Annotated in this window: 6 protein-coding genes; 5 read left to right on the top strand and 1 reads right to left on the bottom strand. The window is 75.3% G+C overall.

The window, feature by feature from the left end; all coding sequences use genetic code 11:
* The first annotated feature begins 1 nt into the window (after position 1).
* The 5 genes from OOK41_RS21650 (at position 2) to OOK41_RS21630 (ending at position 15,405) form a co-directional block, all read left to right on the top strand.
* Positions 2-5,503: a type I polyketide synthase gene (locus OOK41_RS21650; protein ID WP_266266493.1), complete on the top strand. Its 5,502-nt coding sequence runs from the start codon at positions 2-4 to the stop codon at positions 5,501-5,503.
* Between the two features lie 28 nt (positions 5,504-5,531).
* Positions 5,532-6,485: a TauD/TfdA family dioxygenase gene (locus tag OOK41_RS21645; protein WP_117667811.1), complete on the top strand. Its 954-nt coding sequence runs from the start codon at positions 5,532-5,534 to the stop codon at positions 6,483-6,485.
* On the top strand, positions 6,485-6,673 hold the full coding sequence (locus OOK41_RS21640) for an MbtH family NRPS accessory protein (RefSeq protein WP_117667810.1): 189 nt from the start codon (positions 6,485-6,487) through the stop codon (positions 6,671-6,673). Before OOK41_RS21645 ends, OOK41_RS21640 begins: the two co-directional genes overlap by 1 nt.
* Positions 6,674-6,787: 114 nt before the next feature.
* On the top strand, positions 6,788-9,907 hold the full coding sequence (locus OOK41_RS21635) for an amino acid adenylation domain-containing protein (RefSeq protein ID WP_266266492.1): 3,120 nt from the start codon (positions 6,788-6,790) through the stop codon (positions 9,905-9,907).
* Positions 9,904-15,405: a non-ribosomal peptide synthetase/MFS transporter gene (locus OOK41_RS21630; protein ID WP_266266491.1), complete on the top strand. Its 5,502-nt coding sequence runs from the start codon at positions 9,904-9,906 to the stop codon at positions 15,403-15,405. Before OOK41_RS21635 ends, OOK41_RS21630 begins: the two co-directional genes overlap by 4 nt.
* Positions 15,406-15,559: 154 nt before the next feature.
* On the opposite strand, the gene OOK41_RS21625 is transcribed toward OOK41_RS21630, so the two are convergent.
* Positions 15,560-16,813, bottom strand: a complete 1,254-nt coding sequence (locus OOK41_RS21625) for a hypothetical protein (protein WP_266266490.1) — start codon at positions 16,811-16,813, stop codon at positions 15,560-15,562.
* Positions 16,814-16,823 lie beyond the last annotated feature (10 nt).

Genomic DNA, 16,823 nt, shown 5'->3' with positions numbered 1-16,823 from the left:
GATGGACAACGCGATCGAAACCGACAATCCCGCCGCCGACGGCATCGAGCCGATCGCGATCGTCGGGCTGGCCGCCCGGCTGCCCGGCGCCGCCGACGTGCACGAGTTCTGGCGCAACCTGGTCGACGGCGTCGAGTCGGTCACCGAGCTGACCCGCGACGAGCAACTCGCCCGGGGCGTCACTCCCGAGGAGCTCGACGACCCGGGCTGGGTCAACAAGGCCCCCCTGGTCGACGGCTACGACCAGTTCGACGCCGGGCTGTTCGGGATGACCGCCCGGGAGGCCGACATCACCGACCCGCAGCACCGGCTGTTCCTGGAGACCTGCTACACCGCCCTGCAGGACGCCGGCTACGACCCGGCCCGCTACGACGGGGCCGTGGGCGTGTACGCCGGCGCCGGCGGCACCGGGTACCTGCACCGCAACGTGCTGCACAACAAGCGGGTCGGCGGCAACCCGCACAACGCCGTCTCCATCGCCACCAGCAACTCGCCCAACTACGTGGCGACCAACGTGTCGTACCGGCTGGACCTGCGCGGGCCGAGCCTGACCGTGCACACCGCCTGCTCGACCTCCCTGGTCGCGTTCCACCTGGCCTGCGAGGCGCTGCGCAACGGCGAGTGCGACATGGCCCTGGCCGGCGGCGTCAACATCGAGCTGCCGCACGCCGGCTACCTCGGCATGGACGGCTTCACCTCTCCCGACGGGCGGTGCCGGCCGTTCGACGCGGAGGCGAACGGCACCGTGTGGGGCAGCGGCGTCGGGGTGACCCTGCTCAAGCGGCTCTCCGACGCGATCGCCGACGGCGACCACATCCGCGCCGTGGTGCTCGGCAACGCCATCAACAACGACGGCGCCGGCAAGGTCGGCTTCACCGCCCCCAGCGTCGACGGTCAGATGGAGGCCGTCGCCCAGGCCGTCGGGATGGCCGCGGTCGACCCGCGCACCATCAGCTACGTCGAGGCGCACGGCACCGGCACCGCGATGGGCGACCCGATCGAGGTCGCCGCCCTGTCGGCGGTGTACACGAAGGACACCGACGACCGGGGCTGGTGCGGCATCGGCTCGGTCAAGTCCAACATCGGCCACCTCAGCCAGCCGTCCGGCATCGTCAGCGTGATCAAGACGGTGCTGGCGATGGAGCACGGGCTGATCCCGCCGACCATCAACTACGAGACCCCGAACCCGGCGATCGAGTTCGCCGACACCCCGTTCTACGTGGCGAACACCCTCACCAAGTGGGACACCGACGGGACGCCCCGCCGGGCCGGGGTCAGCTCCTTCGGCATCGGCGGCACCAACGCCCACGTCGTCCTCGAAGAGGCGCCGGAGGCACACCGGGGCGACCGGCGGGTGCGGCCCGCGCAACTGCTGCACGTGTCGGCGAAGACCGGCACCGCGCTGGAGACCGCCGTCGACCGGCTCGCCGAGCACCTCGCCGGCAACCCCGACGGCGGGGTCGCGCACCTGGCCGACGTCGCGCACACCCTGCGGGTGGGCCGGCAGCAGTACGCGCACCGGGTCGCCGTGGTCGCCGCCGACCTGCCCGACGCCGTCGCCGCGCTGCGCACCCCGCGGCGCCGGCAGGCCGGGGTCGCCGACGGGCCCGCCCCCCGGGTCGCCTTCCTCTTCTCCGGCCAGGGCAGCCAGTACGCCGGGATGGGCGCGCAGCTCTACGCCGAGGAGCCCGGCTACGCCGCCGTCGTCGACGAGTGCGCCGAGCTGCTCCGCCCCGAACTGGGCCTGGACATCCGGGACCTGATCCTGGGCCGGGACGCGGAGGCCGCCGAGAAGCTGCTCCAGACCCGCTACACCCAGCCGGCCCTGTTCGTCGTCGAGTACGCCCTGGCCACCCACTGGCAGCGCGCCGGGGTGCGGCCGGCGGCGATGGCCGGGCACTCCATCGGCGAGTACGTCGCCGCGACCGTCGCCGGGGTGCTCGACCTGCCCGACGCGCTGCGGGTCGTCGCCGCCCGGGGCCGGCTGATGCAGTCCCTGCCGGCCGGGTCGATGCTGGCCGTCCCGCTGGACGAGTCGGCGGTCGCCGGGCTGCTGCCCGAGGGCGTCTCGATCGCCACCGTCAACGGCCCGGGCACCTGCGTGGTGGCCGGCGAGCCCGACGCGGTGGCCGCGTTCGCCGAGACGTTGAAGACCACGAAGAAGGTCAAGAGCAAGGCGCTGCGTACCTCGCACGCCTTCCACTCGCCGATGATGGATCCGATCCTCGCCGAGTTCACCGCGCTGATGGCCGCCGTGCCGCTGCGCGCGCCGAAGGTCCCGTTCCTGTCCAACGTCTCCGGCACCTGGATCACCGACGCGCAGGCCACCGATGCGGCGTACTGGGCGGCGCACCTGCGCCAGCCGGTGCGCTTCGGCGACTGCGTGGCCGCCCTGCTCGCCGAGGGCACCTGGGCGCTGGTCGAGTGCGGCCCCGGCCGGCAGTTGGCCAACCTGGCCCGGATGCAGGTCGCCAAGGGCTCGCCGGAGCAGCGGGCGCTCGTCCCGCTGGGCAGCCTGCCCGGCCCGGGGGAGCCGACCGGGGACCTGGCCACCCTGCTCACCACCGCCGGGGCGCTGTGGTGCGCCGGCCTGCCCGTGCGCACCGGCTCCGACCCGCAGGCCCGGCGGGTGTCGCTGCCGACGTACCCGTTCGAGCGGCGCCGCTACTGGGTCGACCCGGACCCGGTGCAGGAGGTCGCCGCCGCGCCGGCCGAGACCGGCCCGCGGGCGCTGCCCGAGTGGTTCGCCGTGCCGGTGTGGCGCCAGGCCGCGCCCGCGCCGGCCAGCGCCGCGCCCGGCCGCTGCCTGGTGCTGGCCGACGGCCCGCGCGGCGACGCGCTCGTCGCCGGCCTGCGCGCCGCCGGCACCGAGATCGTCGAGGTACGCGCCGGCGCCGCCTTCGCCGCCACCGACGGCGGCTTCGTGCTGCGTCCCGGCGCCCGCGAGGACCACGACGCGCTGGTCGCCGCCCTCGGCGACGACCTGCCGGGGCGGCTGGTGCACGCCTTCGCCCTCGACGGCGGGCCCACCGGCACCGACATCGCCGCCGGCTGGGCCGCCCAGGACCGGGGCTTCTTCAGCGCCCTGCACCTGGCGCAGGCCCTCGCCGGTGCCGGCCGGACCGCCGAGGACGGCTCGCTGACCCTGGACCTGGTGACCGCCGGCATCGGCGACGTGACCGGCGCGGACCTGACCCGGCCCGAGCACGCCACCCTCACCGGTCTGGCCCGGGTGCTCCCCGTCGAGCTGCCCGGGCTGACCGTCCGGCTGCTCGACGCCGACCCCGCCGCCACCGGGGCGGACGCCCTGGTCGCCGAGCTGCGCCGCCCGGTCGACCCGGAGCACACCGAGGTAACGCTGCGCGGGACCCGCCGCTGGGTCACCGGCTACGAGCAGGTCACCGTCGACGCCGAGGGCGAGCCCGGTGCGCTGCGCGACGGCGGCCGGTACGTGATCACCGGCGGCCTCGGCGGCATCGGCATCACCCTGGCCGAGGACTTCGCCCGGCGGGCCCGGGCGAAGCTGGTGCTGCTGGCCCGCTCCGGCCTGCCGCCGCGCGAGCAGTGGGACGACCACCTCGCCGTGCACGGTTCCGGCCAGGCCGACCGGGTGGGCCGGGCGATCGCCGCGATCCGCCGGATGGAGGCGGCCGGCGCGTCGGTGCTGGTGCTCGCCGCCGACGTCACCGACCCGGCCGACCTGCGCCGGGTCCGGGCCGCCGCCGAGGCCGAGTTCGGCGGGATCGACGGCCTCGTGCACGCCGCCGGCCTGCCCGGCGGCGGCATGGCCGAGGTCAAGGAGCGGGCCGAGGCCGAGCGGGTGCTCGCCCCGAAGCTCGCCGGCACCCTCGCGCTGGCCCAGGTCTTCGGCGACCTGCCGCTGGACTTCGTGGTGCTGTGTTCCTCGATCACCGCCGTGATCGGCGGCTTCGGCCAGGTCGACTACTGCGCGGCGAACAACTTCCTCGACGCGTACGCCCGCGCGGGCGCCGGCTGGGCCGCGCCGGTGGTGTCGCAGAACTGGGGCGGCTGGGCCGAGGTCGGCATGGCGGCGGAGAGCACCGCCCCGGCCGGGTTCCGGGCGTTGACCCGGGACACCGTCACCAGCACCGTCGACCACCCGGTGCTCACCACGAAGGTGACCGGCCCGGAGGGCACCGTGCTGCACGGCCTGGTCTGCGCCGCCACCCACTGGCTGCTCGACGAGCACCGCATCGGCGGGGTGCCGGTGGTGCCGGGCACCGCCCACCTGGAGTCCGTCCGCGCCGCCGTGGCCGCCGCCGTCCCCGCCCCCGGCCCGGACGCCGCGGTGGAACTGCGCGACGTGGTGTTCTTGGAGCCGTTCTCGGTGCCCGACGGCTCGGTCGCCCAGTACCGGGTGGCGCTGACCGCCGCCGAGGACGGGTCCACGGAGTTCGTGGTGCAGAGCCTCGCCGCCGGGGTGCTGCGCACCCACGTGCGTGGCGCGGCCGGCTGGACCGACGAGCCCGCCCCGCCGCCGGCCGACCTCGCCGACGTGGTCGCCCGGTCCCGCCGGGTCGACGACGACGCGTCGTTCGGTCGGGGCCGCACCAGCATGCTGACCTTCGGGCCGCGCTGGCGGTCGCTGGCCGAGCACCACCTCGCCGACGGCGAGGAACTGGCCGTCGTCGAGGCGCCCGCCGAGGCCGTCGCCGATCTGGCCGGGTGGGGGCTGCACCCCGCGCTGCTGGATGTGGCCACCGCGTTCGGCCGGGGCCAGGGCTCCGGCACCTACCTGCCGCTGTCCTACGGGCGGATCGTGGTGCGCGCCGCGCTGCCCGAGCGGTTCCACAGCCACCTGCGCCACCGCGTCGGCGGCACCGACGAGGTGGTCTCCGCCGACCTGACCCTGACCGACGTGTCAGGCCGGGAACTGGTCTCGATCAGCGACTTCGTGCTGCGCCGGGTGGACCAGTCGGCGGTCACCGGCGGGCTCACCGCCGACGCCGCCCCGGCCGAGGCCCCGGGCGCCGACGGCCCCGGCGAGGACATCCGGCCGGTGGACGGCGCGGAGGCGTTCCGGCGCAGCCTCACCGCCGGTCTCGGCGCCCAGGTGGTGATCACCACCCGGTCGGTGGCCGACATCCGGCGCCGCGCCGCCCGGGTCACCACCGAGAGCCTGGAGTCGGAGACCGACCCGTCCGCGTCCACCGCCACGGGGGAGGCCGGCGGCTCGGCCGCGCCGCGCACCGAGCTGGAGGCCACCATCGCCCAGGTGTGGCGCGACGGCCTCGGGGTGCCGGTGGTGGGCGTGGACGACGACTTCTTCGCCCTCGGCGGCAACTCCCTCGTCGCGGTGCAGCTCATCGCGTCGATGCGCAAGGCGACCGGGGTGCGGCTGCCGATGCGCAGCCTCTTCGAGACGCCCACCGTCGCCGGGCTGGCCGCCCGGATCGAGGAGTTGCGGGCCGAGGCGTCCGCCGTTGCCGAGCCGGCCACCCCGGCGGCGTCCACGAGCATCCCGCGGCTGCCCCGCGCGTGAGCACCGAGGAACAAGGGAGTACAGAGCAATGAGCGACACGATCGCCACGCTGCCGGTGGTCGTCGAGAGCGACGGCCGGGCGTTGACCGACCTCATCGACGCCCGCCGGGCCGAGCTGCGGGCCACCCTCGTCGAGCACGGCGGGCTGCTGTTCCGCGGCTTCGACGTCGGCGGCGTCGACGGCTTCGACGCGGTGGTGCGGGCGCTGGCCGGTGAGCCGCTGGCCTACACCGAGCGGTCCTCGCCCCGGCACTCCATCAAGGGCCGGGTCTACACCTCGACCGACTACCCGCCGGACGAGGAGATCTTCCTGCACAACGAGAACTCGTACCAGGCGCGCTGGCCGCTGACCCTGTTCTTCTGGTGCGTCACCCCGCCCCAGACGCGGGGCGCGACCCCCCTGGCGGACGTGCGCCGGGTGTACGAGCTGATCGACCCGGCGGTGCGGGAGGAGTTCGTCCGCCGGCGGTGGATGCTGGTGCGCAACTTCCACACCGACTTCGGCACCCGCTGGCAGGACGTGTTCAACACCGCCGACCGGGCCGAGGTCGAGGCGTACGCGGCGGCCAACCGGATCGCCGTGGAGTGGGTCGGCGGGGACGGGCTGCGCACCCGCGCCGTGCGCGACGTGGTGCACCACCGGCCCGGCTCGGAGACCCCGCGCTGGTTCAACCACGCCACCTTCTTCCACCTGAGCACCCTGCCGAAGGACTACCAGGAGGGGCTGCTGGCGATGTTCGGCCCCGACGGCTTGCCGTCCAACACCTACTACGGCGACGGTGGCGAGATCCCCGCCGACGTGCTGGACCACCTGCGGGCCGCCTACCGGGCCGCCAGCGTCCGCTTCGACTACCAGCGCGACGACGTGCTGGTGGTGGACAACATGACCGCTGCGCACGCCCGGGAGCCGTTCACCGGCCCCCGCAAGATCGCCGTCGCGATGGCCGAGCCGCACACCCCCGAGAGCACTGGAGACAACTGATGGCCGAATCCCGATTCCTGGTCGTGCGCAACGACGAGGAGCAGTACTCGATCTGGTCGGCCGACCGGGAGCTCCCCGCGGGCTGGAACGCCACCGGCTTCGCCGGCACCCGCGAGGAGTGCCTGGCGCACATCGACACCGTGTGGACCGACATGCGACCCCGCTCCGTACGCGAGGCGAGCCTGTGAGCGTGAGGAGTGCAGCGCAGCGGAGCCCCGCAGTCGTGAACGGAGGGTGGGCCCAGTGAGCGTGAGGAGTGCAGCGCAGCGGAGCCCCGCAGTCGTGAACGAGAGGTGGGCCCAGTGACCCGGGAGTGGACCTTCCCCGCCTCCTTCGCGCAGGAGCGGGTGTGGATGGCCAACCAGCTCGACCCCGGCTCGCCGGTCTACAACGTGTCCAACCGGTGGCCCTTTCCGGCCGAGCTGGACGCCGACGCGGTCACCGAGGTGTTCTCCCAGGTCGTCGCCCGGCACGAGGCGCTGCGCACGTACCTGCGGATGGACGACGGCGCCCTGGTGCAGGTGGTCCGTGAGCACGAGCCGGTCCGGCTGGACGTCGAGGACCTGTCGGGCCTGCCGGCGGCCGAGCTGGCCGCCCGGTACCTGGCGCTCCACGAGGAACTGGCCCGCACCCCGATCCCGCTGGACGCCCCGCCGCTGTGGCGGGCCCGGCTGGTCAAGGTCCACGAGAGGTGGTCGTTGCAGTTCGTGGTGCACCACGCCGTCTTCGACGCCCACTCGGCGGTGGTGCTCACCAGCGAGCTGGCCGCGTTCACCACCGCCGCGCTCACCGGCGCGCCGGCCGACGTGCCCGAGCTGCCCATCCAGTACGCCGACTTCGCGGCCTGGCAGCGCGACCAGCTCGCCGGGCCGGAGCTGGACCGGCAGCTCGCCTTCTGGACCGGCCACCTGACCGGGGCCCCGGCGGTGACCGCGCTGCCGCTGGACCGGCCCCGCCCGGCCCAGCTCGGCTTCGCCGGCGACGAGGTGCGCTTCGACCTGCCCGACGGGCTGCTCGACTCCGTCGGGCGGCTCGCCGCCGCGTCGGCCGCCACCCCGTACATGGTGCTGCTGACCGGGTTCGCCGCGCTGCTGTCCCGGATCTCCGGCGACGACAGCGTGGTGGTCGGGGTGTCCACCGCCGGCCGGGACACCGCCGAGGTGACCCCGCTGATCGGCATGTTCGTCAACCCGGTGGCGCTGCGCTGCGACCTCACCGGCGACCCCACCGTCGCCGAGCTGCTCGGCCGGGTCCGAAGCGGCCTGCTGGACGCGATGGAGCACGGGCAGACGCCGTTCCAGAAGATCGTCGAGGCGGTCGCCCCGCAGCGGGACCCGTCCGTGCAGCCGATCTTCCAGACGGCGCTGAACTTCATCCCCGACTCCGGCCTGGACCCGGTGCCGCTGGGCACCACCAAGGACGACCTGGCCTTCGACGTCACCGCCGGGGAGAGCCGGCTGGTCTACCGCACCGACCTGTTCGACCGGGCCACCGCCGAGGCGGTCGTCACCCGGTACGTCCGGCTGCTCGTCGCCGCCGTCGCCGACCCCGGCCAGCGGGTCTCCGCGCTGCCGCTGCTCGACGACGCCGAGCGGCAGCTCGTGCTGGACACCTGGAACGCCACCGCCCACGACCGGCCGGTCAGCACCGTCGTCGACGAGGTGCAGCGGCAGGCCGCCGCCACCCCGGGCGCGGTCGCGCTGGTCTGTGACGGCGCCGAGCTGACGTACGCCGAGCTGAACGCCGCCGCGAACCGGCTGGCCCGGCTGCTGGTCGCCCGCGGGGCCGGCCCGGAGACCCGGGTCGCCCTCGCGCTGCCCCGCTCGATGGACCTGCTGGTGGCCGTCCTCGCGGTGCTCAAGTCCGGCGCGGCGTACGTGCCGGTGGACACCGGCTACCCGGCGGCCCGGATCGCGTACCTGCTGACCGACGCCGAGCCGGCGCTGGTGCTGACCGGCGCCGACACCGCCGCGCTGGTGCCCGGCGACGCCCTGGTGCTCGACCCGCTCACCGCCAGCGACCTCGACGCGGCCGACCTGACCGACGCCGACCGGGCCGCCCCGCTGCGCCCGGAGCACCCGGCCTACGTGCTGTACACCTCCGGCTCCACCGGCCGCCCCAAGGGCGTCGTGGTGGAGCACCGGTCGGTGGCCGCGTACCTGGCCTGGGCGCGGGACGCCTACCCGGGGCTGGCCGGCACCGCGCTGCTGCACTCGCCGGTGTCGTTCGACCTCACCGTCACCGGGCTGCTCGGGCCGCTCACCGCCGGCGGCACGGTCCGGCTCGCCGCGATCGACGACCCGGCCGCCCGGCTCGGCGGCCGGCCCGCCTTCCTCAAGGTCACCCCGAGCCACCTGCCGCTGCTCGACGAGGCGCTGTCCCCGACGGCCGACCTGGTGATCGGCGGCGAGGCGCTCACCGGCGAGCAGCTCGCCGGCTGGCGGGCCGCCCACCCGGGCGTCGCGGTGATCAACGAGTACGGCCCGACCGAGGCCACCGTCGGCTGCGTCGCCGCCCGGATCGCGCCGGGGCAGGAGCTGCCCGCCGGGCCGGTGCCGATCGGCGTGCCCACCTGGAACACCCGGGCGCTGCTGCTGGACGCCGCGCTGGACCCGGTGCCGCCGGGCGTGGCCGGCGAGCTGTACGTCGCGGGCGACCAACTCGCCCGCGGCTACCTGCGCCGCCCCGGCCTGACCGCCGAGCGCTTCCTGCCCTGCCCGTACGGGCCGGCCGGGCAGCGGATGTACCGCACCGGCGACCTGGCCCGGTGGCGGGCCGACGGGACGCTGGAGTACCTGGGCCGCCGCGACGACCAGGTGAAGGTGCGCGGCATGCGCATCGAGCTGGGCGAGATCGAGTCGGCCCTGCTGGGCCGGCCCGGCGTCCGCGAGGCCGCCGTCGTGGTGCGCACCGACTCCGGCGAGCCGACCCTGGTCGGCTACCTGGTCGGCGACGCCGACGCGGCCACGCTGGCCGCCGACCTGGCCCGGGAGCTGCCCGCGCACCTGGTGCCGGCGGCGTTCGTCGCGCTCGACGCGCTGCCGCTGACCCCGAACGGCAAGCTGGACCGGGCCGCGCTGCCCGCCCCGGCCGCCGCGGCTGCCGACGACGCGTACGTCGCCCCGCGCACCGACGCCGAGACCCTGGTGGCCGAGGTGTACGCCGACATCCTCGGCGTGGAGAAGGTCGGCGCGACCGACGACTTCTTCGCCCTCGGCGGCAACTCGCTGCGCGGCATGCGGGCGATGGCCCGGATCCGGGCCGAGGTGGACGTCGACCTGCCGATGCGGGCGCTGTTCGGCAGCCCGGTGGTGGCCGACCTGGCCGCCCAGATCGAGAGCCTGATCGCCGCGGAACTCGACGAGCTCTCCGACACCGAGGTCGCCGCGCTGCTGGCGACGGAAGAGGGACACACCATATGACCGACCTGAAGGATCCGGCCCGGGAGGCGGCCCGGCAGGCGCTGATCGCCAAGCGGCTGCGCCGGCGTCAGGCCGCCCCGGCCGCCCGGATCACCCCCCGGCCCGCCGGGGCCGAGGTGCCCCTGTCGTACGCCCAGGAGCGGGTCTGGTTCATGGACCAGCTCGCGCCGGGCGAGGCGGCGTACCACATCGCGGTGCCGCTGCGGGTGCGCGGCCCGCTCGACGTGGCGGCCCTGCGCGGCGCGTTGGCCGGGCTGACCGCGCGGCACGAGTCGCTGCGCACCCGGTTCCCCGCCGACGCCGACGGCCGCCCGACCGTGCTGGTGGAGGACGCCGTCGAGGTGCCGCTGACCATCACCGGGGCGGCCGACGAGCGGGCCGCGCAGGCGCTGGTCGAGGCCGCCTCGATGGAGCCGTTCGACCTGGCCACCGGGCCGCTGCTGCGTGCCCTGCTGATCCGGCTGGCCGACGACGACCACGTGCTGTTCCTCGGCCAGCACCACATCGTCGGCGACGGCTGGTCGGTGGACGTGCTGCTGCGCGACCTGATCACCCTCTACCACGGCGGCGAGCCGCCCGCCCTGCCCGTGCAGTACGGCGACTTCGCCGCCTGGGAGGCCGGCGAGCTGGACGGGCCGGCGGCCCGGGGCCACCTGGACTGGTGGAAGTCTCGGCTGGCCGGGATCACCCCGCTGGAGCTGCCGCTGGACGCGCCCCGCCCGGCGACCCAGACCTACCGGGGCGACTTCGTCGAGTTCCAGCTCGACCCGGCCGACACCGCGCGGCTCAACGCGCTCACCCGGGCCGGCGGCGGCACGCTGTTCATGACGCTGCTCGCCGCGTACCAGGTCCTCCTGGCCCGGCACGCCGGCCAGGAGGACTTCGCCGTCGGCGCGTCCGTGGCCGGCCGGTCCGCCCCGGAGCTGGAGAACGTCGTCGGCATGTTCATCAACATGCTGCCGCTGCGCGCCGAGCTGGCCGGCGACCCGACGTTCGCCGAGCTGCTGGAGCGCACCCGGCGCAGCGTGCTGGACGGCTTCGAGCACGCCGAGGTGCCGTTCGCGAAGGTGGTCCACGAGCTGGGGCTGGCCCGCGACGTGAGCCGCTCCCCGGTGTTCCAGGCCATGTTCGTGCTCCAGAACTACGAGATGGGCCGGTTCACCGACGTCTCCGCCGCCGCCGACGTGCGCTTCCAGTGGACGCCGATGGAGCTGCGGGCCACCCGGTTCGACTTCGAGCTGCACGCCGTGGAGACCACCGAGGGCCTCTGGGGGAAGCTGGTCTTCAACACCGACCTGTTCAGCCGGGAGACCGTCGAGCGGATCGCGCGGCGGTGGACGACCCTGCTGCGGGCGGTCGTCGCCGCACCGGACACCCGGGTCTCCGCGCTGGCGCTGGCCGCCCCCGGCGAGCGGGAGCTGCTGGCCGGCTGGAACGACACCGCCGCCGACTTCCCACGGGCGCAGACCCTGCACGGCCCGTTCGAGCAGCGGGCCGCGGCCACCCCGGACGCGGTGGCGCTGACCTTCGAGGACCGCTCGGTGACGTACGCCGAGCTGAACGCCGCCGCGAACCGGGTCGCGCACCGGCTGCGCGCCGCCGGGGTGGGCCCGGAGACCCTGGTCGGGGTCTGCGCGCAGCGCTCGGTGGAGCTGGTCGCCGGGCTGCTCGGCGTGCTCAAGGCCGGCGGCGCCTACCTGCCGCTGGACCCGGAGTACCCGGCCGACCGGCTGTCCTTCATGGTCACCGACGCCGCCGCCCCCGTCGTGTTGGTGCAGGAGCAGCTACGCGACGTGCTGCCCGACACCGGCGCGACCGTGCTGGCCCTGGACGACGAGTCGGCCTGGGCCGACCAGCCCACCGCCGACCCGACGCCGACCGCGGGGCCGGGCAACCTGGCGTACGTCATCTACACCTCCGGCTCCACCGGCCGGCCCAAGGGGGTGCCGAACACCCACCGGGGCATCGTCAACCGGCTGGACTGGAAGCAGAAGACGTACCGGCTCGGCGCCGACGACGCGGTGCTCCAGAAGACCCCGGCCAGCTTCGACGTGTCGGTGTGGGAGTTCTTCTGGCCGCTGCGCGAGGGCGCCCGGCTGGTGCTGGCCCGGCCCGGCGGACACAAGGACGCCGCCTACCTGCGCGACCTGCTGGTCACCGAGCGGATCACCACCGCCCACTTCGTCCCGTCGATGCTGACCGTCTTCCTCGGCGAGGACGGGATCGAGGCGGCGACCGGCCTGCGCCGGGTGATCTGCTCCGGCGAGGAGCTGCCGCTGACCTCGGCGGTGGAGTTCACCGCCCGGCTGCCCTGGTGCGAGCTGCACAACCTGTACGGCCCCACCGAGGCGGCCATCGACGTCAGCGCCTGGCACTGCGACCCGGCCCGGCTGGCCGGGCTGACCAGCGTGCCGATCGGCGGCCCGATCGCCAACCTGCGGCTGCACGTGCTGGACCCGGCCGGCAACGAGTGCCCGGTCGGCGTGGCGGGGGAGCTGCACATCGGCGGCGTCGGGCTGGCCCGGGGCTACCACCGCCGGCCGGCGCTGACCGCCGAGCGGTTCGTGCCCGACCCGTTCTCCGGCGAGCCGGGCGCCCGGCTGTACCGCACCGGCGACCTGGCCCGCTGGGTGGCCTCGCCGGACGGGTCGGGCGTCGTCGAGTTCCTGGGCCGGATCGACCACCAGGTGAAGCTGCGCGGCCTGCGCATCGAGCTGGGCGAGATCGAGAGCGCCCTGCGCGAGCAGCCCCAGGTGACCGAGGCGGCGGTGATCGTCCGCGAGGACACCCCGGGCGACAAGCGGCTCACCGGGTACGTGGTCGGCGACGCCGAGCACGCCGCGCTGAAGGCGGCGCTGAAGGAGACCCTGCCCGAGTACATGGTGCCGACCGCGTTCGTCACCCTCGACGCGCTGCCGCTGAGCCCCAACGGCAAGCTAGACCGCCGGGCGCTGCCCGCCCCCGTGGTGACCCGCGAGGCGTCGGTGGCGCTGGTCGAGCCGCGCGACGACACCGAGCGGCTGCTGGCCGGGATCTGGTCGGAGGTGCTGGGCGTCGACACCCTCGGCATCGACGACGACTTCTTCGACCTGGGCGGGCACTCGATGCTCGCCACCCAGGTGGTGGCGAAGATCCGCAAGGCCGAGCACGGCGGCCGGCCGGTCGGCGTGATGGACCTGTTCCAGCAGCGGACCATCCGGGAGCTGGCCGCGTTCATGACCGGCGATCCCGCCGACGACGGCCCGCGCCGGCTGCTCTACGAGCTGACCAAGCCGATCCCGGCCGGCCGGCGGGTGCGCACGTACGTCTGCGTCCCGTACGGCGGCGGCAGCGCCATCGTCTACCAGCCCCTCGCCGACGCCCTGCCCGCCGGCAACGCCCTGTACTCGCTGGCCATCCCCGGCCACGACGTCGGGCTCAGCGAGGACGGCCTGCCGTTCGAGGAGCTGACCCGCCGGGTCGCCGACGAGATCGTCGAACGGATCGAGGGCCCGCTCGTGCTGTACGGCCACTGCGGCGTCGGCAGCGCGATCGTCGCCGAGGTGGCCCGCAAGGTCGAGGCGGCCGGCCGGGAGCTGGAGGCGCTCTACATCGGTGCGATGTTCCCGTTCGCCCGGCCGAAGGGCTTCTTCGCCGCCGCCCGCAACCGCCTGGAACGGCTGCGCAGCAACAAGCACTACGCGAGCTGGCTCAAGTCGATGGGGGTGGACACCGACGAGCTGGACCCGGAGCAGGCCGACCGGATCATCAGCAACATGCGGGCCGACTCCCGCGCCTCCGAGGAGTACTTCACCGGCCTGCTCGACTCCGGCGTGACGAAGCTGCGCGCCCCGATCGTCTCGGTGGTCGGCTCCGAGGACCCGGTGACCGACTACTACACCGAGCGGTACGCCGAGTGGCAGTTCCTCACCGACACCGTCGGCCTGGTCGTCCTCGACCAGGCGGGGCACTTCTTCCTCAAGTACCGGGCCGACGAACTGGCCGAGATCGTCACGGCGGCGCACCCGGCGGTGCGCGCCGGCGACACCACCGCGCTGGAGGCGCCGGCCCGGGGCGAGGACGCCGGCTGGGTGGTCGCCGACCACCAGCGCATCGGCACGGACCCCCGCCCGGAGCGGGCCGTGGTGAAGCCGAGCATGGGCCGGTTCGTCGCGGTCACCGCCGGCCAGCTCGTCTCCACCACCGGCTCGGCGCTGACCGCGTTCGCCGTGCCGATCTGGCTGTTCACCCGGACCGGCTCGGTGGCGAACCTGGGCCTGCTCTGGGCCCTGGCGCTGGTCTGCGGCGTGCTGATGCTGCCGATCGCGGGCGCGATCACCGACCGGGTCAGCCGCCGGAAGATCATGATGATCGCCAGCTCCAGCGCCGGGACGATCCAGCTCGTGCTGGCGGCCCTGCTCTGGACGGACAACCTGCGACTGTGGATGATCTACGCCCTGGTGGCGCTCAGCCAGGTCGCCGGGTCGTTCCAGCGCATCGCCTTCCAGTCGGCGGTGCCGCAGCTCGTGCCGAAACGCTTCCTCGGGCACGCGATGGGCGTCACCCAGCTCACCAACGGCTTCGCCATGCTGCTGATGCCGGTCTTCGCCGCCGGCCTGCTGGCCGCCATCGGGCTCAAGGGCATCCTGCTGATCGACGTGGCCAGCTACCTGGTGGCGGTGCTGACCCTCGCGGTGGTCCGCTTCCCGGACCTGCTCGGCTTCCGGCCCCGGGAGCGGCTGCTGACGGCGATCGCCAACGGGCTGCGCTACTCGTGGCAGCACCGCGGCTTCCGGCTGATGCTGGGCTACTTCGCGATCGGCAACATCTTCCTGGCCCCGGCGCTGGTGCTGACCACCCCGCTGGTGCTCTCCTTCGCCACCGCCACGCAGGTGGCGCAGGTGGCCCTGGCCGAGGCGCTCGGCGCGGTGGCCGGCGGCGTGCTGATGTCGCTGTGGGGCGGCCCGCGCAACCGGCGGATGATCGGCGTGCTGATCGGCAACCTCGGCACCGCCGTCGGGTGCGTGGTGATCGGCCTGGACGCCTCGGTCACGGTGATCTGCCTCGGGGCGTTCTGGCTGGCCATGGCGATGACCACGGCCCAGTCGATCTACGCCACCATCGTCCAGGTGAAGGTGCCCCAGCGGTACCACGGCCGGGTGTTCAGCCTGAACCAGACCATCTCCTGGTCCACGCTGCCGATCGGCTTCGCGCTGATCGCCCCGGCGGCCACCGGCCTGTTCGAGCCGATGCTCGCCCCGGGCGGCGCGCTGGCCGGCTCGGTGGGCGCGCTGATCGGCACCGGTCCGGGCCGCGGCATCGGCTTCGCGTACGTCTGCTTCGGCACGGCGCTGGTGCTGGTCACCGTGGGCGGCTTCGCGATCCGGCTGCTGAGGCGCTTCGACATGGAGGTGCCGGACTCGCTGCCGGACGACCTGATCGGCGCCCAGGAGCGCGAGCGGCGGCTGGCCGCCCGGGCCGCCGAGCGGCAGGAGGAGAAGGTGCCGGTCGCGGCGTGACGGCGTCGTGAGCGACGGTCGGGGGCCTCCGGTGCGCTGCCGGCGGCCCCGACGCGTCCCCGGCCGGATCCGCGCGGCCCGATCGACCGCCCCGGCGCCCCGGGACCGGCCCCGCACCTGGCGGGCCCGGCCCCGCGCCGGCCGGGTACGGGGCCTACGCCACGGGCGGGTCGGCGAGTTCGCCCTCGGCAACGTCGTCGGGCTCGGCCACCCAGCCGGAGAAGACCGGCACCCCGTGCCACGGGCCCACCCCGCCGCCCCGCCGGTCGGTGGCGACGGCCACCACCGCGTACGGGTGGCCGAAGCGCAGCTCGGCGGTGCGGGCCACCCCCTCCGGGGGCAGGCTCACCGCCGCGAACGCCGCGGTCACGGCCGCGGCCTCGAACCCGTACCGGCTGTACCGGGCGACGACGGCCTGCCGTGCCTCGACCTCGGTGCCCCCGACCAGCGGGGCGAGGACCCGGGCGAGGGCGGGGAACCCGAGCCCTGGCCCGGCGAGGTCGTGCTCGTCGCGGGCCGACCAACAGGGCAGCGCCGCCGTGTGCCGCTCCTGCCGGCCGTCGCGGGCGTGGGTGCGGACGGTCTCCTCGCGCAGCGTCCACAGCGGCGTGGCGCCCAGCGGCAGGTCGAACAGCGACCGCCGGCCGGCGGGCTCGTCGGCGTCGGCGTCGGCGGCGATCCGGTACGCGGCGGCGAGCACGTCGGCGGGGGCGACCCCGGGCGCGGCGGCCACCGACACGACCAGCAGCCCGGCCCCGGCCCCGGGCCCGGCGGTCCCGGCCCCCGGTCCGGCCGCCGCCGCGTGCACGGCGACGTCGCCGGCCTCCGGCGTCGCGGCGATCCAGGCCCGGTGCCCGTATCCCGGGGTGCGCAGCACCCGGGTCAGCCGCCCGGCCCAGGGGCTGTCCGGCCCCAGCGCCGTGGCCGGGGCGAGGTCGAACGGGTCGGCCCAGGAGATCCGGGTGGCCACGGCCGAGGCCAGCGCGAGCACGACGCGGGACGAGCGGGTCAGCGGGAACCTGTCGAGCAGACCCGCGCTGTGCCTGCGCGCCCAGGCGTCCAGGCCGGCCTGGTCCGGCAGCGGGCCGGTCTGCGTGGCGCGGGGGAGGGTGCCCCGCCAGGCGGCCAGCGCGTCGGTGTCCGCGTCCGGCCGGTGCCAGACGGCGGTGGCTGCCGGCACCAGCGGGTGCGGGGCGTCGAGCAGCGCGGCGGCCGTCCGCGCCGCCGTCGCCGGGTCGGTGCCCAGCGCGTCGGCGAGACCGTCGGCGTCCCGGTCGGGACCGGTCGAGCCGCCCAGCGCGAGCAGCAGCCAGGCGCCCAGCGGGGACGCGACGTGGTGCCGGTCGCCGACCGAGCCGTGCAGCCGGGCGGCGTAGCGGGCCAGCGGGCCGTGGAGGTTCGTCGTCATCGGATTCCTT

The sequence above is a fragment of the Micromonospora sp. NBC_01655 genome, assembly GCF_026339755.1.
Lineage (GTDB): Bacteria > Actinomycetota > Actinomycetes > Mycobacteriales > Micromonosporaceae > Micromonospora.
This window is presented reverse-complemented; position numbering and strand designations above follow the sequence as displayed.

Coding starts and splice junctions, on each gene's coding strand:
- OOK41_RS21650 (WP_266266493.1), top strand. CDS start 2: ATGGACAACGCGATCGAAACCGACAATCCCGCCGCCGACGGCATCGAG.
- OOK41_RS21645 (WP_117667811.1), top strand. CDS start 5,532: ATGAGCGACACGATCGCCACGCTGCCGGTGGTCGTCGAGAGCGACGGC.
- OOK41_RS21640 (WP_117667810.1), top strand. CDS start 6,485: ATGGCCGAATCCCGATTCCTGGTCGTGCGCAACGACGAGGAGCAGTAC.
- OOK41_RS21630 (WP_266266491.1), top strand. CDS start 9,904: ATGACCGACCTGAAGGATCCGGCCCGGGAGGCGGCCCGGCAGGCGCTG.
- OOK41_RS21625 (WP_266266490.1), bottom strand. CDS start 16,813: ATGACGACGAACCTCCACGGCCCGCTGGCCCGCTACGCCGCCCGGCTG.